The organism is Gemmiger sp. An50, assembly GCF_002161595.1.
Lineage (GTDB): Bacteria > Bacillota > Clostridia > Oscillospirales > Ruminococcaceae > Allofournierella.
Genome location: NZ_NFID01000013.1, coordinates 63502 through 81471, shown reverse-complemented (window position 1 = coordinate 81471; position 17970 = coordinate 63502). Strand labels below are relative to the sequence as shown.

The window sequence follows — 17970 nt, the reverse complement described above, 5'->3', positions numbered from 1 at the left end:
ATCTTTACAAGGAACGGGGATTCAATGCCATGGAACTGCGCCTTCCCATTCCGCCGGAACAGCTGACCCGGGCGGAACGCTCCATTCTGGATTTCATCAACACCAATACCGACGCCTTTCTGTTTCTGTCCATCGGGCAGCTGGCCGAGCGTCTGGGCCTTTCCGAGGCCACCCTCTCCCGCTTTGCCCGCCACGCGGGTTGCCGGGACTTCAAAGCCCTGAAAACCCTGGTGCTGGAGCAGGCCGCCGCGGGACCGGCGGTGAAGCTGGCCGGTACCCTGCAGCGCTCCGGCCGCTTTTCGCCCCGGGACTGGCTGGCCAGCCAGCAGGCCTGCCTGGAAACCACCGCCGCCCAGCTGGACGAGGAGGAATTCGACCGGGCGGTAACTGCCCTGGCCGGGGCAAGGCGGATTTACATCCACGGCAAAAACGCCTCGGCCAGCCTGGCCCGGCTGCTGCACTTCCGGCTGCGCCGCCTGGGACTGGATGCCCGGCTGCTGCCAGCCTCCGGCTCCGAGCTGCTGGAGGGTCTGGCCGGGGCCGGTGAGGGCGATGTGGCGGTGCTGTTCAGCTTTTCCAAGCTCAGCCGGGAGGGCCGCATCCTGCTGGAGCAGGGCCGGGCCGCGGGCTACACCACCCTGGCCTTTGTGAGCCGCACCTGCCTGCCGCCGGACCAGGCGGCGGACATCAGCCTGTTTGCCTACCGGGGGCCGGAAAAGGAGTATCACTCCATGGCTGCCCCCGCCGCCCTGGTGGACGGTCTGCTGGTGGCGCTGACTCAGGAACTGGGCCCCCGCGGCGCAGCCGCGCTGGAACGGCTGCAGAAGCTGAAAAAGCAATATTACCCGGGATGACACAAAGCGCCCGGCGCAAAGCATCGTTTGCCTTGCGCCGGGCGCTGTTTTTGTTTGTATTCTGCGGCTTACAGGTCGATGATCAGGCCCACCGGGCAGTGGTCGCTGCCCTCGATGTCCGCATAGATGACGCTGTCCTTCACCTTGTCCATCAGCCGTTCGGACACGATAAAATAGTCGATACGCCACCCCGCGTTGTTCTTGCGGGCGTTGAAGCGGTAGCTCCACCAGCTGTAGGCGCCGGTCTTGTCCGGGTAAAGGGCGCGGAAGCTGTCCGCAAAGCCGCTGGCAAGCAGCTGGGTCATCTTCTCCCGCTCCTGGTCCGAGAAGCCTGCGTTGCCCCGGTTGGACTTGGGGTTCTTCAGGTCGATCTCGTTGTGGGCCACGTTCAGGTCGCCGCAGTAGATCACCGGCTTTTCCTTGTCCAGCTCCATCAGGTAGGCGCGCAAATCGTCCTCCCACTGCATCCGGTAGTCGATGCGGGCCAGCCCGTCCTGAGAGTTGGGGGTATAGACATTCACCAAGTAGAACTCCGGATACTCCAGCGTAATGGCCCGGCCTTCGTGGCTGTGTTCTTCCGGCCCGATGCCGTAGCGCACGCTCAGGGGCGGCTGCTTGCAGTAGCAGGCCGTGCCGGAATAGCCCTTTTTCTCGGCGCTGTAAAAATATTCGGTATAGCCCTCCGGCTCAAATTCCGCCTGACCGGGCTGGCACTTGGTCTCCTGCAAGCAGAAGATGTCCGCGTCCAGGGCGGCAAAGCTCTCGGCAAAGCCCTTTTTCAGCACCGCCCGCAGGCCGTTCACGTTCCAGCTGATGAATTTCATCGCAAGCCCTCCAAAACAGTAACTTTTCCTGATTATAACGGATTTTGCTGCTGTATGCAAGGGGGAGTACCATCAGCTGAGTAAGCTGATCACACACATGACCAGAAATGCTGCAATCCACAAAAGCATTCCCGGGTTAAGCAGCGCCGCCCGAACCGGATGCTCGGGCAAGCCGGTGGCCGGGCGAACGAACATGCGGCGATGGAAGTCCCAGAACTGCACCAGGCCCCAGCCTACCAGCGCCAGGATTCCCAGACCCAGCAGCGCATTGGCCACCGCGCCGTCGCCCGCGCTGGTGAGCACGCAGCTGCTGAAGAAGTTGATGAACAGATGGATGAGCATACCGTAAATGACGCTGCCGGTGCGGCAGATCAGATACCCCAGCCAGCAGCCCAGCACGAAGGCGTAGAGGAACTGGTCCAGGTTGCCGTGGAAGCTGCCGAAGAAAAAGGCGGAGATCAGAATATAGGGCAGCTGGCCGAACCGGATCAGCTTGCGGTACAGATAGCCCCGGAACACCAGCTCTTCGGCCACCGCGGGCACCAGGCTGATCAAAATCAGCGACGCCCAGGGAGACATCGTTTCCACCATGCCGTTCAGGCTGTTGTTGGGCTGCAGCCCCGCCAGCGCGCGGATCGCCGCAAGCAGAAGAAGCGACACCAGATTGGCCGCCATGCATCCGGCATAGCCCACCGCCGCCGTGCGTGCGAAGGTGACCGGGCGCAGCGCCCGCACCGGCCGCAGCGGAAACGGGGCCGTGCTGGGCAGAAAATGCCCGATGGCCAGCAGCACCGGCAGACCCAGGCCGTAAATGCCAATGTCGTTCATAATCATCAGCAGATCGGTGGTCACCTCACCCGTTGTCCACATTGCCGCCATGGTCATCAGGCTGCACCCGATCATGCTGACCACCAGCATGCCGGTGAAGCCCAGGCCCAGCAGCCCCACTGCCACGGCGAAATCATTTCGTTTTTTCTGCGGCATCGTTTTACCGCCTCCTTTGCCTGGGGGCCGCTTTTTCCCGCCGCCCCGCTTGGAATAAACCCAGTGTACCACACCCGGCCCCCAAACACCAGAGCGGGATGCACCAAAACCCGGCGCATCCCGCTCTTTTCACAAAATCATCGAATTTACAGCTCCTGCACCGTCCAGCGCAGCAGCCGCCGCACCGACCAGACCGTCCAACCCAGCAGCGCCACTGTCAGAACTGCCATCAGCACCCACAGGGCGGTGGGATTGGCCTTGTACAGCTTGGTCAGATAATTGGGCGAAAAGCAGATCAGCATCCAAAGCAGCCACACCACCCAATAGCCCTTGGGTCCGAAGGTGTTCACCGTGGCCGCCACGCAGATGCTCAGCAGCACCGGCGCCAGCAAAATCAGCAGCCACTCCCCCGTGGGCAGCAGGGCCAGACCATCCATGTCCAGCACAATGCCCCGGGGCGCATAGGCCAGCCGGTAGATCAGGTGACTCAGCCCGTTCAGCCCAAAGAGCAGCGCGGCGCTGGCCAGCGCGCCGCCCAGATGCCAGGCCGCGCAGCGCAGCACTTCGGCCCGCCGGGTGCCGCCCAGGGCAATGCCCAGCGTGAGCACCCGGTTCACCCGCTGAAACCCGGTGAACACGCTCACAAAGGCCAGCAGAATCAGGCAGATCATGGCGGAGAAGATCACTGTGGTCGTTTCTTTGGTAATGGCCAGCGCCACTGCTGTGATGCCCTCGATCAGCAGCCAGAACACGGCCACCGCGCCCAGCTGCCAGTCCAGCCCGCTGCCGTATAGCAGCCACTGGCGGCGCAGCGTTTCTTTCTTCATTTCCCGTCCGCTCCTTTCCTCACAGCAGATTCACCTGCGCGGTGCGGCATTGACGGTACAGCCCGAAGCTGGCCGCGCCGCCCACCACAAGGCTCGCGCCGCAGATGCCCCACAGGATGGTATCCATGCCGAAAAACGAGAAGATCATGTGGGCGACCATGGCGGCGATGTATCCCAGATACAACAGAATCACCAGTCCCCAGCCGAAAATCTTCCAGCCGGTTTTCTCCACCAGCGACAGCCAGCCGCCCATGGCCCCCATGGCCCACAGCAGCAAAAACAGCACCAGGCCGGAAAAACCCTTTACCGGCAGGGTGAGAACAAGCTCCGTATCCTCCGGCGTAAAAACCGCCGCACCCCAGTCCAGCATCGCCTGCATGGGCAGGCAGACCAGTGCCTGCGCGGCGATGGCCAGCTCCATGGTCCCCCACAGGCTTTTGCGCACCGCGCCCATGGCCAGACCAATGTTCACCAAACTGCGCACCAGTGAGGAGCTGAGAATCGTGGTCATAATGAAAAACATCGCCACGCCGCCCCGAAGATAGGTGGCAAACAGAGACTCCGTCCCCAGAAGCGCCGTACCCGCCAGGCAGAGCACCACGAACCCGAAGACAATCCCCATTCCGGTGGCCGGATACCGCCAGAAGGCTCTGATGTTGTTAACCATCCTGCACCTCCCCGTGGCCGCACAGGGCCACAAACACCTTTTGCAGGTTCAGCGCGGTCACATCCACATCCCGGCCGCGCACCGCCTGCGCCAGCTCGTTTTCACCGCAGCGCACCGTCACCGCCTTGTGGCGGCCCATCCGCTCGGTGGAGAGCACGGTCAGGCCCGCCGCGGCCGCGTCCACCTCATCCTCCCGGCCGCTGATCAGGTGGAACTGGGCCACCAGCTCCTCGGTGGGGGCCTTTTCCAGAATGTGGCCCTCGTCCAGGATGATAACCTCCTCGAACACAGCGGCCGCCTCCTCAATAATATGGGTGGACACCACAAAGGTACGGCCGGTCTCGGCGTAGTCCTCCAGCAGCAGCTTGTAGAACAGCTCCCGGGCCACCACGTCCAGACCCGCCACCGGCTCGTCCAGCAAAGTGATGGGTGCCCGGCTGGCCAGCGCCACCACGATGGTGACCATGCTCAGCATGCCCTTGGAGAGCTTGTTGATCCGCTTGTTCTCCTCCAGCCCGAACCGCTGCGCCAGCCGGTGTGCGTAGGCGTCGTCCCAGTTCTTGTAATAGATGGAGGCGATGCGGAAATAATCCTTCACCTTGAGCCCCGCGGCCACGCTGTTGGGCGCGCCGGAAAACTCCCTGGAAAAGCACAGCTGGCTCAGCGCCGCCGGGTTTTCCCACACCGGCTCGCCCCCGCAGGTGATTTGTCCCCCGTCCGCCGCCAGCTGGGCGGTGAGCAGAGCCAGCAGGGTGGTCTTGCCCGCGCCGTTGCGGCCGATCAGACCGTAAATGCGGCCCGGCTCGATGGTCAGGTCCAGGTTTTTCAGCACCTCTTTGGTTCCAAAGCTTTTGTTCAGGCCCACGGCCTTCAATGCCATCTGTTCCATACTCGCATTCCTCCCCGGCCCTCACTGGGCCTCGCTGTAAGCCCGGCGGATCATGCCGGTCAGTTCCTCCTCGCCCAGGCCCAGGCTTTTTGCCTCCTTTGCCAGAGCGGTTACATACTGCTGGTAAAAAGCGGCCCGGCGCTTTTGCTGCACCAGCGCCACTGCACCCTCGGCCACAAACATGCCGATGCCCCGCTTTTTATACAGCACACCCTCGTCCACCAGCAGGTTGATGCCCTTGGCCGCCGTGGCCGGGTTGATGCTGTATTGCCTCGCCAGCTCATTGGTGCTGGGCACCTGCTCACCCTCCTGGTAAATGCCGCGCAGGATGCTGTCCTCCAGCATTTTTGCAATCTGCAGATAGATGGAACTTTGATCGTTCAGCGTTCCATTCACAGCCTCGGCCTCCTTTCCGTTCCTCATGTTCATTGGTTCATTACTTGTGTAACTAACTATATCACCTCTGACAGAATCTGTCAAGCACCGGCGGTCACAAAAGGCTTTTGCCGCCGCCCCCGGCGTGGTATACTATCGAGAGATCATCCAAAAGGAGACAAAACGCCCATGCCCACTCTTTCCCCCATCGCGCCGGATCTGCTGGCCTGGTTTTCCCAAAACGCCCGCACCCTTCCCTTCCGGCAGGACCCCACCCCCTACCACATCTGGGTCAGCGAGATCATGCTGCAGCAGACCCGGGTGGCTGCCGCGCTGGAATACTACGACCGCTGGATGAAGGCGCTGCCCACCATCCGAGACCTGGCCGAGTGCGACGAGGAGAAGCTGCACAAGCTGTGGGAGGGACTGGGTTACTACAGCCGGGTGCGCAACCTGCAGAAGGCTGCCCGCATCGTTTGCGAGGAATACGGCGGCCAGCTGCCCGCCGACCACAAAAAGCTGCTGGCGCTGCCCGGCATCGGAGACTACACCGCCGGGGCCATCGGGTCCATCGCCTTTCATCTACCGGTACCCGCGGTGGACGGCAACGTGCTGCGGGTGTTCAGCCGCCTGTACAACGACGACCGGGACATCGCGGACCCCAAAACCAAAAAAGCCTATACCCAGTGGGTGATGGAGCATCAGCCGCCGGAAGCCCCCGGCCCCTACAACGAAGCCCTGATGGAGCTGGGAGCGCTGGTCTGCCTGCCCAACGGCGAGCCGCTGTGCGACACCTGCCCGCTGGCCCACCTCTGCCGGGCCCGCCAAGCGGGCACCCAGAACACCCTGCCGGTAAAGAAAGCCGCCAAGGCCCGCCGCATCCAGCCGGTCACAGTGCTGCTGGTCAAAAGCGAACAGGGCTGGCTGCTCCAGCGCCGCCCGGACTCCGGCCTGCTGGCCGGGCTGTGGCAGCCCGCCCTCTTTGAGGAGGAGCTTTCCCGTCAGGAGGCCGCCGACCGGCTGAACGCTCTGGGCATTTCCGTTCAGCTTGGCAGCACGCTCAAGCCCGCCAAGCACATTTTCAGCCACATCGAGTGGCGCATGAGCGGCTGGCTGGCCGAGGCCGAAGCCGCCCCGCTCCCCGCCGGCTATGTGTGGGCGGACCGGGAATCACTGGCGCAGCAATACACCCTGCCCGGGGCCTTCAAGGCCTACCGGCCGCTGCTGGAAACGGACGGCTGACCCCCGTTTTTTCGTCTATGTTCACAAAATCATATTGTATTCCACCGCCTGGCGGGATATAATAAACCTATATACAACGAATTCCGGCCCGGTGCGTTTTGCCCGGCCATTATCAAGGAGGAATCGATTTATGAAGCATTCTACCTTTGTTGCCGTTCTGCTGTTTCTGGCTGGCGCTGTGGGCGCGCTGACCGCTGCCTGGCTGTACATCCGCCGCCGCGAGAAGGAGCTGGATGAGTACGAGCAGCTGCTGTTCAGCGAGGACTTTGACGACGAGCCCCTCAGCGCCGAGGAGGACGTGGACGCCGCCGAGGAAGTTCAGGAGCCTGTGGACGAGGCCTGATCCATCAAACAAGCACAAAAATGCCGCCGGGGAAATTCCCCGGCGGCATTTTTTCGTTTCGTTCCGCTTACGGCTGCCAGATCAGCTCAGGGCCGATCTCGGCCAGACTGTGCACACCGCACATGGCCATGGTGTCCTGCAGCTCGGTCTTGAGCTTATTGGTGAGCAGCGCCACACCCTCGGCCCCGCCGCCGTACACGGCGGTCACATAGGGGCGGGCCAGCAGGGCCGCGTCCGCACCCAGCGCCAGCGCCCGGAACACATCCAGACCGCTGCGGATGCCGCCGTCCACCAGAATCATCATCCGGCCCTTCACGGCCTTTGCAATGGCGGGCAGCACCTGGGCCGTAGGCGGCACGCCGTCCTGCACCCGGCCGCCGTGGTTGGATACCACGATGCCCGCGGCCCCGGCCTCCAGCGCCTTTTCCGCGCCCTTCACGGTCATGATGCCTTTCAGAATGAAGGGCACGCCCGCGTATTCGATGATCTCCCGCAGCTCCTCCACGGTCTTGGGACCGGCAGGCGGGTTCAGGCCCTTCAAAAAGGGCAGCCCCGCGGCGTCGATGTCCATGGCGAGCACCTTCGCGCCCGCGGCCTTTGCCGCGTCCAGCTTGGCAAACAGGGTATCCCGATCCCAGGGCTTCACGGTGGGCACACCCCGGCCACCGGCCGCACCGATGGCCGCCGAAGCAGCACGGAACACCTCCGGGTTTGTACCGTCGCCGGTGAAGGCGGCAATGCCTGCGTCGGCGCAGGCGGCCACCAGGATGTGGTTGTATTCATCATCGGTGAATTTGTCGCCGTAGTGCAGCTTCACCGCGCCCACCGGCGCGGCAAACACCGGCAGCTCACAGGTTTGGCCGAAAAAGTCGAACCGGGTATCCACGGGCTTGTTGTCGCAGATGGTGTCCATATTCACGCAGATCTTCTGCCAGGCCGCGTAGTTGGCGGCGGCCACGGTACCGGTGCCCTTCGCGCCGGGGCCGGGCATGGTGGAGCCGCAGGCCTTGCCGTTGCACACCGGGCACACCTTGCAGTAAGGGCCGCTGCAGGTGCGGGCAGCGGCGAGCATTTCCTGATAGGTCATGGTTTTATTCCTCCCTTTGTTGCTTTTGATTCTAGCCCCGGCATGGCCGCCATGTCAAGGGCGCGGACCCGTCGGGATTTTTTGCTGTGCATCGGCGGCAAATATGGTATAATGATAAATATTATGGGAATTCATGCCCCATTTTACCGACTGCCTGAAAAGGAGGCCGCTGGATGAAACGATTTTTCCTGTGGCTGCTCATGGTCGCCCTGTTCACCGGGGCTATCGTTGGAGGCAGCCTTGCCTTTTTGTATTACAACATCACCGAAGACGACCTGCCGGAAAAGACCATCACCCTGGCGGGGCAGACGCTGGACGAGCCGGTGGGCTACCAGTGGACGGTGCCCATTCTGGGCGGCATGGTCTGGCGGGAGCTGGACCTAAGCCCCGGCTCGGCCATCCAGACCCTGGATGCGCCCATTACCACCGGCAATGCCGAGCTGGTGCTGGCCGAGGGTATGACCGAAAGCGCCACCACCCTGCTGCTGCAGACCAAGGAGGGCGAGACCCTGTTCGAGGGCAGCGCCGCCCAGTGGAAGGACTACACCTTCCCCAAAGACGGCGTTTACCTGCTCACCATCCGGGCCGGCTGTGAGGACACCGGCCAGCGCCCGGGCAAGGCCTACGGCTGGTACCAGTACCAGTGCCGCTTTACCGTGAGCGCTGCGGCCAGCGTCACCCTTTCCAGTGAATCGGTGCGCCAGGGCGACACGGCGGCGGTCTATGTGAGCGGCCTTCTGGGCCAGCAATCCGACCCGCCGGTGGCCGACACCGATCTGGGCCAGGTCTGGTTCGCCCCGGTAAGCGGCGGCTGGATCGGCTACCTGGGTATCCCCTACAACGCGCCGGGCGGCGATCACACCATCACGGTGGAGGTGGGCGGCGAAACGCTGACCGCCACCCTCACGGTGGGGGCCAGCCAGTACACCACCACGACCCTGAGCGGCGGCGACGCCACTGCCGAGGCCAATGCCCAGTTCCGGGACAAGATCTACGGCTTCTACACCCAGGGAACCAATGAAAAGCTGTGGACCGGGCGGTTCTCTCCCCCGGTGCGGGGCAACATATTCCAGCCCTACGGCGCATATCTTATCGCAGACGACGGCTCCCGCGCGGGACAAGCCGCCAACCTTACCTACGTGACCACGCCCGGCAGCGAGGTGATCGCCCCCGCCACCGGCAAGGTGCTGCTGGCGGAAAACCTGCTGCTCACCGGCAACACCCTGGTGATCGACCATGGCTGCGGCGTGAAGAGCTATCTGTACCACCTGCAGGACCTGAACGTCGCTGTGGGCTCGGTCGTGACACAGGACCAGGTGCTGGGCCACGCGGAAAACACCCTGATCTGGGAGGTCCGGGTGGGCAACAAGAGCGTGGACCCGGCCAAGCTGACCCAAACCACAGGCGGGCTGTTTTTCCAGCCCTGAATCCGCCGCGCCCCGCGCGGCTCAAACCCTTGATGTGAGGTGGAACCATTGAAGAAAGACGAAAAGCAGCCGGAGAGCAGCGGCGTTCAGCCCGGCCAGACGCCGGACGAGACCCCGCAGGAGAGCGGCGCACAGACCGCCGAAGCCCCCGGCGAAGAGACTGCTCCCGCCAAAGAAACCGAAGCGCAGGCCGAAGAGCCCGCTCCCGGCCAGGAGGACAGCTGCGAGGACCCCGGCGAGGAGCCGCAGGAGGACAGCGAGGACTTTGACCCGGAGAACGGCGAATATCCGGACGAGGAATACGACTGGGAGGAGGACGCCCCCCTCAGCTTCGGCGCCCGCCTGTTCAGCGCCTCCACCTCGCTTTTGCGGTGGATCGTGCTGGTGGCGGTGCTGCTGGTGCTGATCCTGGGCGGCACCTTCTTCAGCATGTACCGGAGCGTGAGCCTGAGCAATCTGCCCCAATACCAGGTGAGCTGGGCGGGCCAGACGCTGGAGACCGCCGGTTACGACTGGTCGGTGCCGGTGATGGGCTTTCTGCACCGGGATTTCTCCAAAAAACCGGGCAGCAGCTGGCAGGACCTGGAACCGGTGAGCGAAGGCCATCCGGCGCTGGAGCTGCCGGAATACACCACCGCCCAGCTGACCATTCAGAATGAGGCGGGTGAAACCCTGTTCGAGGGGGATGCGGCCGCCTATGACGCCTTCCACTTCAGCGAGAACGGCGCCTATTCCGCCATCCTCACGGTGACCTCCCCGGAATCCACCGGCGCGCAGGGCTCCTACACCTACCAGTTCAACTTCCAGCTGGAGGCCCAGCCCCGGCTGGTGCTCTCCGACACCGGCGTGAGCCAGGGCAGCGTGATCGGCGTACGCCTGGAGGGCGTGCTGGGCGACATGGTCCCCGCCTTGACCACCGAGCTGGCCGAGATTCCCTTCACCCTGTATCAGGGCGAGTGGGTGGCCTTTGTTCCGGTGGACTACAACCAGATGGCGGGCGAGTACACCATCAGCGCCACGGTAAACGGCCAGACCGTCACCGAAACGGTGCAGGTGTACGGGCGGCAGCGCCGCGAGCTGGACACCTACACCATCGACGGCACCTCCGCCATCCCCTATGTGGGCGCACTGCCCAAGAACATGGATTTCCTGTGGGAGATCAACGACCCGGATATCTACTGGGACGGCTCCTTCATCCAGCCGGTGCAGGGCAAGATCCTGCGGGACTACTCGGTGCTGGAATACACCGACCGGCTGGACCCCACCGACCCGCTGAATGCGGCTATCCCACTGGATCTGATCGCCGCCTATAACGCCAACATCGCGCCCCGGCGCAGCATCAACGTAACCATGGCCACCACCACCGGCAGCCCCGTGGTGGCTCCCGCCGCCGGACGGGTGGTCTATGCCGAAACCAACGGCAGCCTGGGCCGGGTCGTGGTGATCGAACACGGCTGCGGCGTGAAGAGCCTGTTCTATCTGCTGGGCCGCCGGGACGTGGACGAGGGCGACTTTGTGACCCAGGGCCAGCAGATCGGCACCACCCAGGGCCATGTGATCTGCGAGATGCGGGTGGGCGATATCCCCGTGAATCCCTGGGATGCCTGGCGCAGAGCCGGCGGACTGTTCTTCTGATTTCTCCATTCTGACCAAGGAATGTATTCTATGACCAAAACGCAAACTCTTACCCGCACCGCCATGGGCGCGGTGATCATCGCCCTGTGCGCCTGGATCAGCATTCCGGCGGCAGTGCCCTTCACCCTGCAGACCTTCGGCATCTTTCTGGTGCTGGCGGCTCTTGGCGGCCGTCAGGGCAGTGTGGCGGTGATCGTTTACATCCTGCTGGGCCTGATCGGCCTGCCGGTATTTGCCGGTTTTTCCGGCGGCCCGGGCGCGCTACTGGGCCCCACCGGCGGCTACATCGTGGGCTTTGCCTTCATCGGCCCCGCCTGCATGCTGGCCGAACGGCTGCCTCTGCCGGCGCTGGCCCGCTCCATCCTGGGCAATCTGGCCGGTCTGGCGATCTGCTACGGCTTCGGCACCTTCTGGTTCATCCGGGTGTCTGCCATGAACGGCAGCGTCTACAGCCTGCCCGCGGTGCTGGCCATGTGTGTGGTGCCTTTCATTCTGCCGGATTGCATCAAGCTGGCGTTGGCTCTGACCGTCGGCCGCCGTCTGGCGCGTGCCTTGCGGCTTGCCGGTTCCACCTGCTAACCAGTTTTCAAAACACAACAAAAGGAAGGCCCGCTGCATTTGCAGCAGGCCTTCCTTTTTGTTTTTATTCGGCTTCTTCCAGCGCAAAATCTCCCAGCATCAGCTCGTCCAGCGCGGCCTGGGGTTCGGCGGCCAGACGGCGGCTCTGGTTCAGGATCGCCCGTTCCAGAAGGTTGCGGGCCATGCGGCCGTTGCCGTTTTCGTCCGCGTTCTCCGCCTGCGCCCGGGTAAAGTATTCGGTCAGCGGCGTTTGGCAGCCCTCGGCCAACCGGTAACCCCTCCCCTTTGCGCTCAGTTCCAGAATACGCCACAGCTCCTCGCCGGTGTAATCCGGGAACTCGATCTTGTTGGGGAAGCGGGAGGCAAGGCCGCTGTTGGCGGTCAAAAACTGCTCCATCTCCTTGGAATAGCCCGCCAGGATCACCACCAGATCGTCCCTGTGGTCCTCCATGCCCTTCACCAGCGTGTCGATGGCCTCCAGGCCGAAGCTGTCGTCCTTGCCCCGGTAGAGGGAGTAGGCCTCGTCGATGAAGAGCACGCCCCCCAGCGCCGAGCGGATCACCTGATTGGTGAGCGGCGCGGTGTGGCCCACATAGCGGCCCACTAAATCCGCCCGGCTCACCTCCACCAGCTGGCCGCCCCGCAGCGCGCCGATGGCCTTCAGATATTTGCCCACCAGACGGGCGATGGTGGTCTTGCCGGTGCCCGGGTTGCCCGCGAAGATCATGTGCATGGAAACGCTGCCGGTCTTCATGCCCGCCTGGGCCCGGCGCTGGTTGGCCTGCACGCTGTCCTTCAGGCGCAGCACGTAGTCCTTCACCTCGTCCAGCCCCACAATGTTTTCCAGCTCCCGGTCCACCTCGTCCAGCATGCCGGTGTACTCCTGCCGCAGCAGGCCCAGCAGGTCCACCGGCTGGCCGCCGGTCACCGAGATCAGCGCCCGGCCCTCCGGTGCACTGAGGACGGCTGCCGTACCCGCCGCCGGTTCCTGCTCCAGCTTATACTCCGCCAGCGCCTTAAAGCACCGGTCATAAAATTCCCCGATGGGCGCTGCGCCCCGGCCGGGGCTTGCCTGCCGCCGGGCCAGCGCCTGGAAGCTCTCGTCCGCCGTGATGGTCAGCTTCAGCTGCCGGGCCGCGTGCTCGGTCAGCTGCTCCAGCCCCCGCCCGGCAATGGCCTCCAGCTCCTCCTCGGTGAAGGGCCGGGTGGCGCACACGTCGCTCAGGGCGTTCACCACGCCCGCGCCCATCCGGTCCGCCAGCTTTTCCGGCCCCTTTTCGCTCAGAAACACCAGGTATTTGCCCCGGGGCGTCAGTTCGCTCACCGCGTCCGGCACCAGGGCGGTGCCCACGTCCACCAACATCCCCTTCTGCACCGCGTAGCGGCTGTTCAGCGGAGCCTTTCCCGTCTGAGCCAGCGCCGCCAGCGTATTCAGAAAGCCCGGGTGGCATCGCTCGTAATGGCAGAATACCAGCACCTGCCCCGGCCCGTTCAAGGCGCTGTACAGGTCCTGCAAAAACAGCTTCTCCTGCCCGGGGCCCGGGTAAAGCCCCAGGTCCATCCAGGCGATCTGCGGCCCGCTCAGCAGCTTGCGGGCCGCCATTTCCCGGGCAATGGCTTCCAGGGCCGCACGCTTGCCGGTGCCCGCCGGGCCGTGGACCAAAAGTACACCTCGGGCGGTTTCTCCTGCCGTGCCCAGCACGAAGGGCCGTTTGAAGGCCCGCACCAGCCGTTTGAGAAATTCCGGCTGGCCCAGCACGGTTTTTCCCAGCGTCTCCTCCAGCCCGTCAAAGGCGTCCGCCTGCACGGGGGCGGGCACCGTGCGCCGGGCCGCCTGGGTCTCGGCCTCGGTGAGCAGGCCGTCCCGCTGCATAGTGTGTTCCAGTTCGCCGCCAAGCCGGGTGATCTCCTCCGCCTGGCGGGCCAGCGCTTCGCTCAGCGCCTGCTGATTCTTTTGCAGAGTCTGCTGTGCATCCTGTGCGGGCTTTTGGCTCTGGGCCGGCTTTGCCCCGCCCGCCCGCAGCCGCCCGCCGGGGCCGAACACTCCGTTCATCAGGTCTTCCCAATCGCTTGCTCCCATGGCTCGCGCCCTCCTTTTGCCGTCTGGCAGTCATCTGCCCTTATTGTACCACAGACCGCTGCCGTTTTGCGGCAAAAAAACAAGGCTTCCGGCCAATGGCCGGAAGCCTTGAAAAATCACACGTTACCGAACTCGCTGAGTTCCAGGCCCTCGTTGTGCTGCTGAGCCCAGTTGATGGCCCAGGGGGTGGTGAAGAGCAGCAGCTTGTTGCCCTTCAGGTCCTCGATGCGCTTGGTGTCGCTGGTCAGGTCCAGATTCTTGGGGTCCAGGTCCTCGTTCTCGATCCAGCGGATGTGCTCGAAGGGCAGCTTCTGCATGCGGATGTCCACGTTGTACTCGTTCTTCAGCCGGTACTCCAGCACCTCGAACTGCAGCACGCCCACAACGCCCACGATGACCTCTTCCATGCCGCCGTTCAACTCGCGGAAGATCTGGATGGCGCCCTCCTGGGCCACCTGCTCCATGCCCTTCACGAACTGCTTGCGCTTCATGGTGTCCACCTGGGTGATCCGGGCGAAATGCTCGGGTGCAAAGGTGGGGATGCCCGCATACTGGATCTTCTCTTTGCCGGTGCACAGGGTGTCGCCGATGGAGAAGATGCCCGGATCGAACAGACCGATGATGTCGCCCGCGTAGGCCTCGTCCACGGTGGCCCGGTCCTGGGCCATCAGCTGGGTGGACTGGGCCAGCTTGATCTTCTTGCCGCCCTGCACGTGGGTGACCTCCATGCCGCGCTCGAATTTGCCCGAGCAGATGCGCATAAAGGCGATGCGGTCCCGGTGGGCTTTGTTCATGTTGGCCTGAATCTTGAAGATAAAGCCGGAGAAGGTGTTCTGGGCGGGCTCGACCAGCTCGTCGCCGCTCTTGCGGGGCAGCGGGCTGGGAGACAGGCGCAGGAACTCCTTCAGGAAGGGCTCCACGCCGAAGTTGGTCAGCGCGGAACCGAAGAACACAGGGCTCAGACGGCCGGTCTGCACGGCCTCCATGTCGAAGTCGTAGCTGGCGCCGTCCAGCAGCTCGATGTCCTCGGCCAGCTTTTCATGCAGGGGGGCGGTGATCAGCTCGTCCAGGCTGGGGTCGCCCAGCTCAGCCTCGATCTTGTCCAGGATCTTCACGCCGTTGGCCTTGCCGTCGCTCTGGAAGGCCAGGATGTGGCGGCTTTCCCGGTCGAACACGCCCTTGAACTCCTTGCCGCAGCCGATGGGCCAGTTCATGGGATAGGTCTGGATGCCCAGGATGTTCTCAATCTCCTCCATCAGGTCAAAGGGGTCCCGGGCCTCACGGTCCATCTTGTTGATGAAGGTGAAGATGGGGATGTGGCGCAGGGTGCACACCTTGAACAGCTTGATGGTCTGGGCCTCAACGCCCTTGGCGGCGTCGATGACCATGACCGCCGCGTCGGCGGCCATCAGGGTGCGGTAGGTGTCCTCTGAGAAGTCCTGGTGACCGGGGGTATCCAGGATGTTGACGCATTTGCCGTCGTATTCAAACTGCAGCACCGAGCTGGTGACCGAGATACCACGCTGCTTCTCGATCTCCATCCAATCGCTGACCGCGTGGCGGGCGCTCTGCTTGCCCTTAACGCTGCCTGCCTGCTGGATCGCGCCGCCGTACAGCAGCAGCTTTTCGGTGAGGGTGGTCTTACCGGCGTCCGGGTGGCTGATGATCGCAAAGGTGCGCCGGCGCTGGATCTCTTGCCGTAAATCGGCCATAGATGCTTGTCCTCCTTATATTCTGGGGCGGCGCACATGCGCCGCGCGGGGTTTGGTCCTTAAAAACACAACACTCTATATATTATTACATTCAAAAGGGCTTTGGCAAGGGGCCCGGGCCAATTTTCGCCCGTCGGGCAAAAAACCGGCGATTTGCCCCGTTTTGTGCACCTCTCGACGGTTTTTTCCCGCTATGATATACTGAGAACAACGGTCCCGTCATTCGGACAGGCGGCCCGGAAAACAAGTCTGATTTTTGCGGCAAGGGGTTGACCATTTGAGAAACATCGCCATCGTGGAGGACGAGGACCTGGCGGCGCAGGCCCTCATGGACCACATCAAGCAATACGAGGCCCAGACCGGGCAACGCTTCCAGATCTTTCGCTTTGCCAACGGAGCAGATTTTCTGAAGGACTACCGCGCGGTTTATGCGGTGGTGTTCCTGGATGTGCAGATGCCCAAAATGAACGGTCTGGAAACGGCGCTGCAGCTGCGCCGGTGCGACAAGAACGTCTCCATCATATTCATCACCAACCTGGTTCAGTATGCTTTGAAGGGCTACGAGGTGGATGCGGTGAGCTACCTGATCAAGCCGGTGAGCTACTACGATTTTTCCATGAAATTCAAAAAAGCGCTGGACATCTATCTGCTCAACGAGGACCGCAGCTTCACTGTGAACACCCCCGGTGGGCTGTGCCGGATCTCCACCGACAAGCTGATGTATGTGGAGATCATGAACCACAGGCTGTTCTACCATCTGATCGACGATGTGATCGAGATGACAGGCGTACTCTCCGGCGTAGAGCAGCAGCTGAGCCGGTTCGGATTTCTGCGTTGCAACAAGTGCTATCTGGTGAATCCGAAATTCATCGTAAAAGTGAAGGGCAGCACGGTGCAGGTGGGTGATAATCTGCTGCAGATCAGCAGGCCCCGCCGGGCAGCATTTCTGGCGGAGCTTGCCAACTGGTATGCCGGTTCGGCGGGAGGTGAATAAGTATGGAAGCCTTTCTGTTCACCTACCATTACATTATGCTGGAGTTTCTGTTCGGGCTGTATCTATTTTACGGGATGACTCTGTGGAACCTGCACCGGGCAGACCGGTTCTGGCTGCGGCTGATTCTTGGTTTTGCATGTGTGCTGACCCTGACCGGCGCGGCCTCTTGGGCCTATCTGTTTTGGGGACAAAATGCTCTGGGCCGCAGCACCATCTACATCGCTCTCTTCGCAGCCACCATCGCCCATGTCCGGCTATGCTTTGACGAGCCCTTCCTCACCATTTTGTTCTGCTGCAGTGTGGCCTATGCTGCCCAAAACCTGTGTTACAAGCTATACCTCACGGTGGTCTGCGGCGCGGAACTGCTCCGGTTCAGCGGCGGCAGCTTTCCCTTCGACGTTTACAGCAGGCTGTTCCATCACGGCTTTTATGTGGCGGCGGCACTGGTGCTTTACTGGCTGTTCCTCCGCCGGGCGGCAAGGCTTGCTGCCATCTGCCGACTGGACCGGCAGATGCTCTCGCTTTCGGTGGTGGTGCTGCTGATCACCGCGATCCTCTGCTCGGTGGAGGATGTGTACTTCGCCCGGCTGAGCACCGGCTGGGAAAACCAGTTTGAGCACACCGCCCTCTTTGTGCTCCGCCAGGCGGGCAATCTGTTCTCGGTCACCTGCTGTGCCATCGTGCTGCTTCTGGCCTGGCGCACCATTGAGCAGCGGGAACTGGCGCAAGAGGTGGAATACCTTCAGCACACCATCCGCCAGAGCCAACGGCAATACGAGATTTCCCGCGATACCATCGAGCGGATCAACATCAAATGCCACGACATCAAGTACCAAATTGCTTCTCTGGCCGCCCAGGGCCGCCCCCTGGGGCCGGACGCAGTGTACGACCTGGAAAAGGCCATCTCCATCTACGACACCCGCATCGAGACTCACAACCAGCTGCTGGATGTGCTGCTCACCGAAAAGAGCCTCTACTGCGAACAGAACGGCATCCAGCTCTCCTGTATGGTGGATGGAGAAAAGCTGGCTTTTCTGGAAAACAGTGATCTGTACTGCCTGTTCGGCAACGTGATCGACAATGCCCTGGAGGCGGTGGCGGCTGTGCCTCAGCGGGAACGGCGTATCATCAATCTGGTGGTCAAGGCCCGTGGCTGCATGCTGCTCATCCAGCAGGACAACTACTTTGACGGCACGCTCACCTTCCAGAACGGTCTGCCTCTGACCACCAAGGCGGATACCTCCTGCCATGGCTTCGGCTTGCGGAGCATCCAGATGATCGTGCACAAATATGACGGAGAGCTGACAGCTCATGTGGACGGAGATGTATTCCATCTGAACATCCTGTTCAGCCTGTCCGACCGCTGAGCCCCGCTTTCAAACAGCCAAATGTGCAATACACGAAAAAAAGATGCAGTTTAGGGAACACCCATTGCCAGGGGTGTTCCCTTT

17 protein-coding genes are annotated in these 17970 nt (G+C 62.6%); 8 read left to right on the top strand and 9 right to left on the bottom strand.

Annotation, left to right across the window (positions count from 1 at the left end):
- The first annotated feature begins 29 nt into the window (after positions 1-29).
- Positions 30-854, top strand: a complete 825-nt coding sequence (locus tag B5G03_RS11905) for a MurR/RpiR family transcriptional regulator (RefSeq protein ID WP_087181919.1) — start codon at positions 30-32, stop codon at positions 852-854.
- A 68-nt stretch (positions 855-922) separates the two neighbouring features.
- Here B5G03_RS11905 and B5G03_RS11900 read toward each other — a convergent pair whose 3' ends face one another.
- The 6 genes from B5G03_RS11900 to B5G03_RS11875 form a co-directional block, all read right to left on the bottom strand.
- Complete coding sequence (locus B5G03_RS11900; RefSeq protein ID WP_087181918.1) at positions 923-1678, bottom strand: exodeoxyribonuclease III; 756 nt, start codon at positions 1676-1678, stop codon at positions 923-925.
- A 72-nt stretch (positions 1679-1750) separates the two neighbouring features.
- On the bottom strand, positions 1751-2662 hold the full coding sequence (locus tag B5G03_RS11895) for a CPBP family intramembrane glutamic endopeptidase (protein WP_087181917.1): 912 nt from the start codon (positions 2660-2662) through the stop codon (positions 1751-1753).
- Between the two features lie 146 nt (positions 2663-2808).
- Positions 2809-3489 carry a hypothetical protein gene (locus tag B5G03_RS11890; RefSeq protein WP_087181916.1) on the bottom strand — a complete coding sequence of 227 codons (681 nt, stop codon included), beginning with the start codon at positions 3487-3489 and terminating at the stop codon, positions 2809-2811.
- Positions 3490-3508: 19 nt separating this feature from the next.
- Entirely contained in the window at positions 3509-4156 is a 648-nt protein-coding gene (locus B5G03_RS11885; protein ID WP_087181915.1) for a hypothetical protein, read from the bottom strand.
- On the bottom strand, positions 4149-5045 hold the full coding sequence (locus B5G03_RS11880; RefSeq protein WP_087181914.1) for an ATP-binding cassette domain-containing protein: 897 nt from the start codon (positions 5043-5045) through the stop codon (positions 4149-4151). Before B5G03_RS11880 ends, B5G03_RS11885 begins: the two co-directional genes overlap by 8 nt.
- 21 nt (positions 5046-5066) lie before the next feature.
- Positions 5067-5468 carry a GntR family transcriptional regulator gene (locus tag B5G03_RS11875; protein WP_087181913.1) on the bottom strand — a complete coding sequence of 134 codons (402 nt, stop codon included), beginning with the start codon at positions 5466-5468 and terminating at the stop codon, positions 5067-5069.
- A gap of 141 nt (positions 5469-5609) precedes the next feature.
- Between B5G03_RS11875 and mutY the strand changes: the two genes are divergently transcribed.
- Complete coding sequence (gene mutY, locus B5G03_RS11870) at positions 5610-6662, top strand: A/G-specific adenine glycosylase (protein ID WP_087181912.1); 1053 nt, start codon at positions 5610-5612, stop codon at positions 6660-6662.
- 130 nt (positions 6663-6792) lie between these two features.
- The gene (locus B5G03_RS11865) at positions 6793-7005 is read left to right on the top strand and encodes a hypothetical protein (RefSeq protein WP_087181911.1); all 213 of its coding nucleotides are present in this window, start codon (positions 6793-6795) and stop codon (positions 7003-7005) included.
- 67 nt (positions 7006-7072) lie between these two features.
- Here the strand turns inward: B5G03_RS11865 and B5G03_RS11860 are convergent, their stop codons facing one another.
- Complete coding sequence (locus B5G03_RS11860; RefSeq protein ID WP_087181910.1) at positions 7073-8092, bottom strand: alpha-hydroxy-acid oxidizing protein; 1020 nt, start codon at positions 8090-8092, stop codon at positions 7073-7075.
- Positions 8093-8265: 173 nt separating this feature from the next.
- On the opposite strand from B5G03_RS11860, the gene B5G03_RS11855 reads away from it, so the two are divergent.
- The 3 genes from B5G03_RS11855 to B5G03_RS11845 are packed head-to-tail and all read left to right on the top strand — an operon-like array spanning position 8266 to position 11733.
- Positions 8266-9519, top strand: a complete 1254-nt coding sequence (locus B5G03_RS11855) for a murein hydrolase activator EnvC family protein (protein WP_087181909.1) — start codon at positions 8266-8268, stop codon at positions 9517-9519.
- A 48-nt stretch (positions 9520-9567) separates the two neighbouring features.
- Positions 9568-11154, top strand: coding sequence for a M23 family metallopeptidase (locus tag B5G03_RS11850; RefSeq protein WP_087181908.1), 1587 nt, complete (start codon positions 9568-9570; stop codon positions 11152-11154).
- 30 nt (positions 11155-11184) lie between these two features.
- Positions 11185-11733 (top strand): biotin transporter BioY, encoded by a 549-nt coding sequence (locus tag B5G03_RS11845; RefSeq protein ID WP_242962432.1) that lies wholly within the window; start codon positions 11185-11187, stop codon positions 11731-11733.
- 64 nt (positions 11734-11797) lie between these two features.
- Here B5G03_RS11845 and B5G03_RS11840 read toward each other — a convergent pair whose 3' ends face one another.
- A complete protein-coding gene (locus B5G03_RS11840; RefSeq protein ID WP_087181906.1) occupies positions 11798-13813 on the bottom strand; it encodes an AAA family ATPase in 2016 nt (671 codons plus the stop codon).
- A 116-nt stretch (positions 13814-13929) separates the two neighbouring features.
- Entirely contained in the window at positions 13930-15525 is a 1596-nt protein-coding gene (locus tag B5G03_RS11835; protein ID WP_087181905.1) for a peptide chain release factor 3, read from the bottom strand.
- Positions 15526-15802: 277 nt separating this feature from the next.
- On the opposite strand from B5G03_RS11835, the gene B5G03_RS11830 reads away from it, so the two are divergent.
- Together B5G03_RS11830 and B5G03_RS11825 are read left to right on the top strand one after the other, a co-directional pair.
- Positions 15803-16519 carry a LytR/AlgR family response regulator transcription factor gene (locus B5G03_RS11830; RefSeq protein ID WP_087181904.1) on the top strand — a complete coding sequence of 239 codons (717 nt, stop codon included), beginning with the start codon at positions 15803-15805 and terminating at the stop codon, positions 16517-16519.
- A 2-nt stretch (positions 16520-16521) separates the two neighbouring features.
- Positions 16522-17886: an ATP-binding protein gene (locus tag B5G03_RS11825; RefSeq protein WP_087181903.1), complete on the top strand. Its 1365-nt coding sequence runs from the start codon at positions 16522-16524 to the stop codon at positions 17884-17886.
- The last annotated feature ends 84 nt before the right edge of the window (positions 17887-17970 follow it).

Bases quoted from the DNA above. Each gene is read 5' to 3' on its own strand.
- B5G03_RS11895 (WP_087181917.1), bottom strand. From the start codon at position 2,662: ATGCCGCAGAAAAAACGAAATGATTTCGCCGTGGCAGTGGGGCTGCTG.
- B5G03_RS11845 (WP_242962432.1), top strand. From the start codon at position 11,185: ATGACCAAAACGCAAACTCTTACCCGCACCGCCATGGGCGCGGTGATC.
- mutY (WP_087181912.1), top strand. From the start codon at position 5,610: ATGCCCACTCTTTCCCCCATCGCGCCGGATCTGCTGGCCTGGTTTTCC.
- B5G03_RS11835 (WP_087181905.1), bottom strand. From the start codon at position 15,525: ATGGCCGATTTACGGCAAGAGATCCAGCGCCGGCGCACCTTTGCGATC.
- B5G03_RS11855 (WP_087181909.1), top strand. From the start codon at position 8,266: ATGAAACGATTTTTCCTGTGGCTGCTCATGGTCGCCCTGTTCACCGGG.
- B5G03_RS11840 (WP_087181906.1), bottom strand. From the start codon at position 13,813: ATGGGAGCAAGCGATTGGGAAGACCTGATGAACGGAGTGTTCGGCCCC.
- B5G03_RS11860 (WP_087181910.1), bottom strand. From the start codon at position 8,092: ATGACCTATCAGGAAATGCTCGCCGCTGCCCGCACCTGCAGCGGCCCT.
- B5G03_RS11880 (WP_087181914.1), bottom strand. From the start codon at position 5,045: ATGGAACAGATGGCATTGAAGGCCGTGGGCCTGAACAAAAGCTTTGGA.
- B5G03_RS11885 (WP_087181915.1), bottom strand. From the start codon at position 4,156: ATGGTTAACAACATCAGAGCCTTCTGGCGGTATCCGGCCACCGGAATG.
- B5G03_RS11900 (WP_087181918.1), bottom strand. From the start codon at position 1,678: ATGAAATTCATCAGCTGGAACGTGAACGGCCTGCGGGCGGTGCTGAAA.
- B5G03_RS11905 (WP_087181919.1), top strand. From the start codon at position 30: ATGGAACTGCGCCTTCCCATTCCGCCGGAACAGCTGACCCGGGCGGAA.
- B5G03_RS11890 (WP_087181916.1), bottom strand. From the start codon at position 3,489: ATGAAGAAAGAAACGCTGCGCCGCCAGTGGCTGCTATACGGCAGCGGG.
- B5G03_RS11865 (WP_087181911.1), top strand. From the start codon at position 6,793: ATGAAGCATTCTACCTTTGTTGCCGTTCTGCTGTTTCTGGCTGGCGCT.
- B5G03_RS11875 (WP_087181913.1), bottom strand. From the start codon at position 5,468: ATGAGGAACGGAAAGGAGGCCGAGGCTGTGAATGGAACGCTGAACGAT.
- B5G03_RS11825 (WP_087181903.1), top strand. From the start codon at position 16,522: ATGGAAGCCTTTCTGTTCACCTACCATTACATTATGCTGGAGTTTCTG.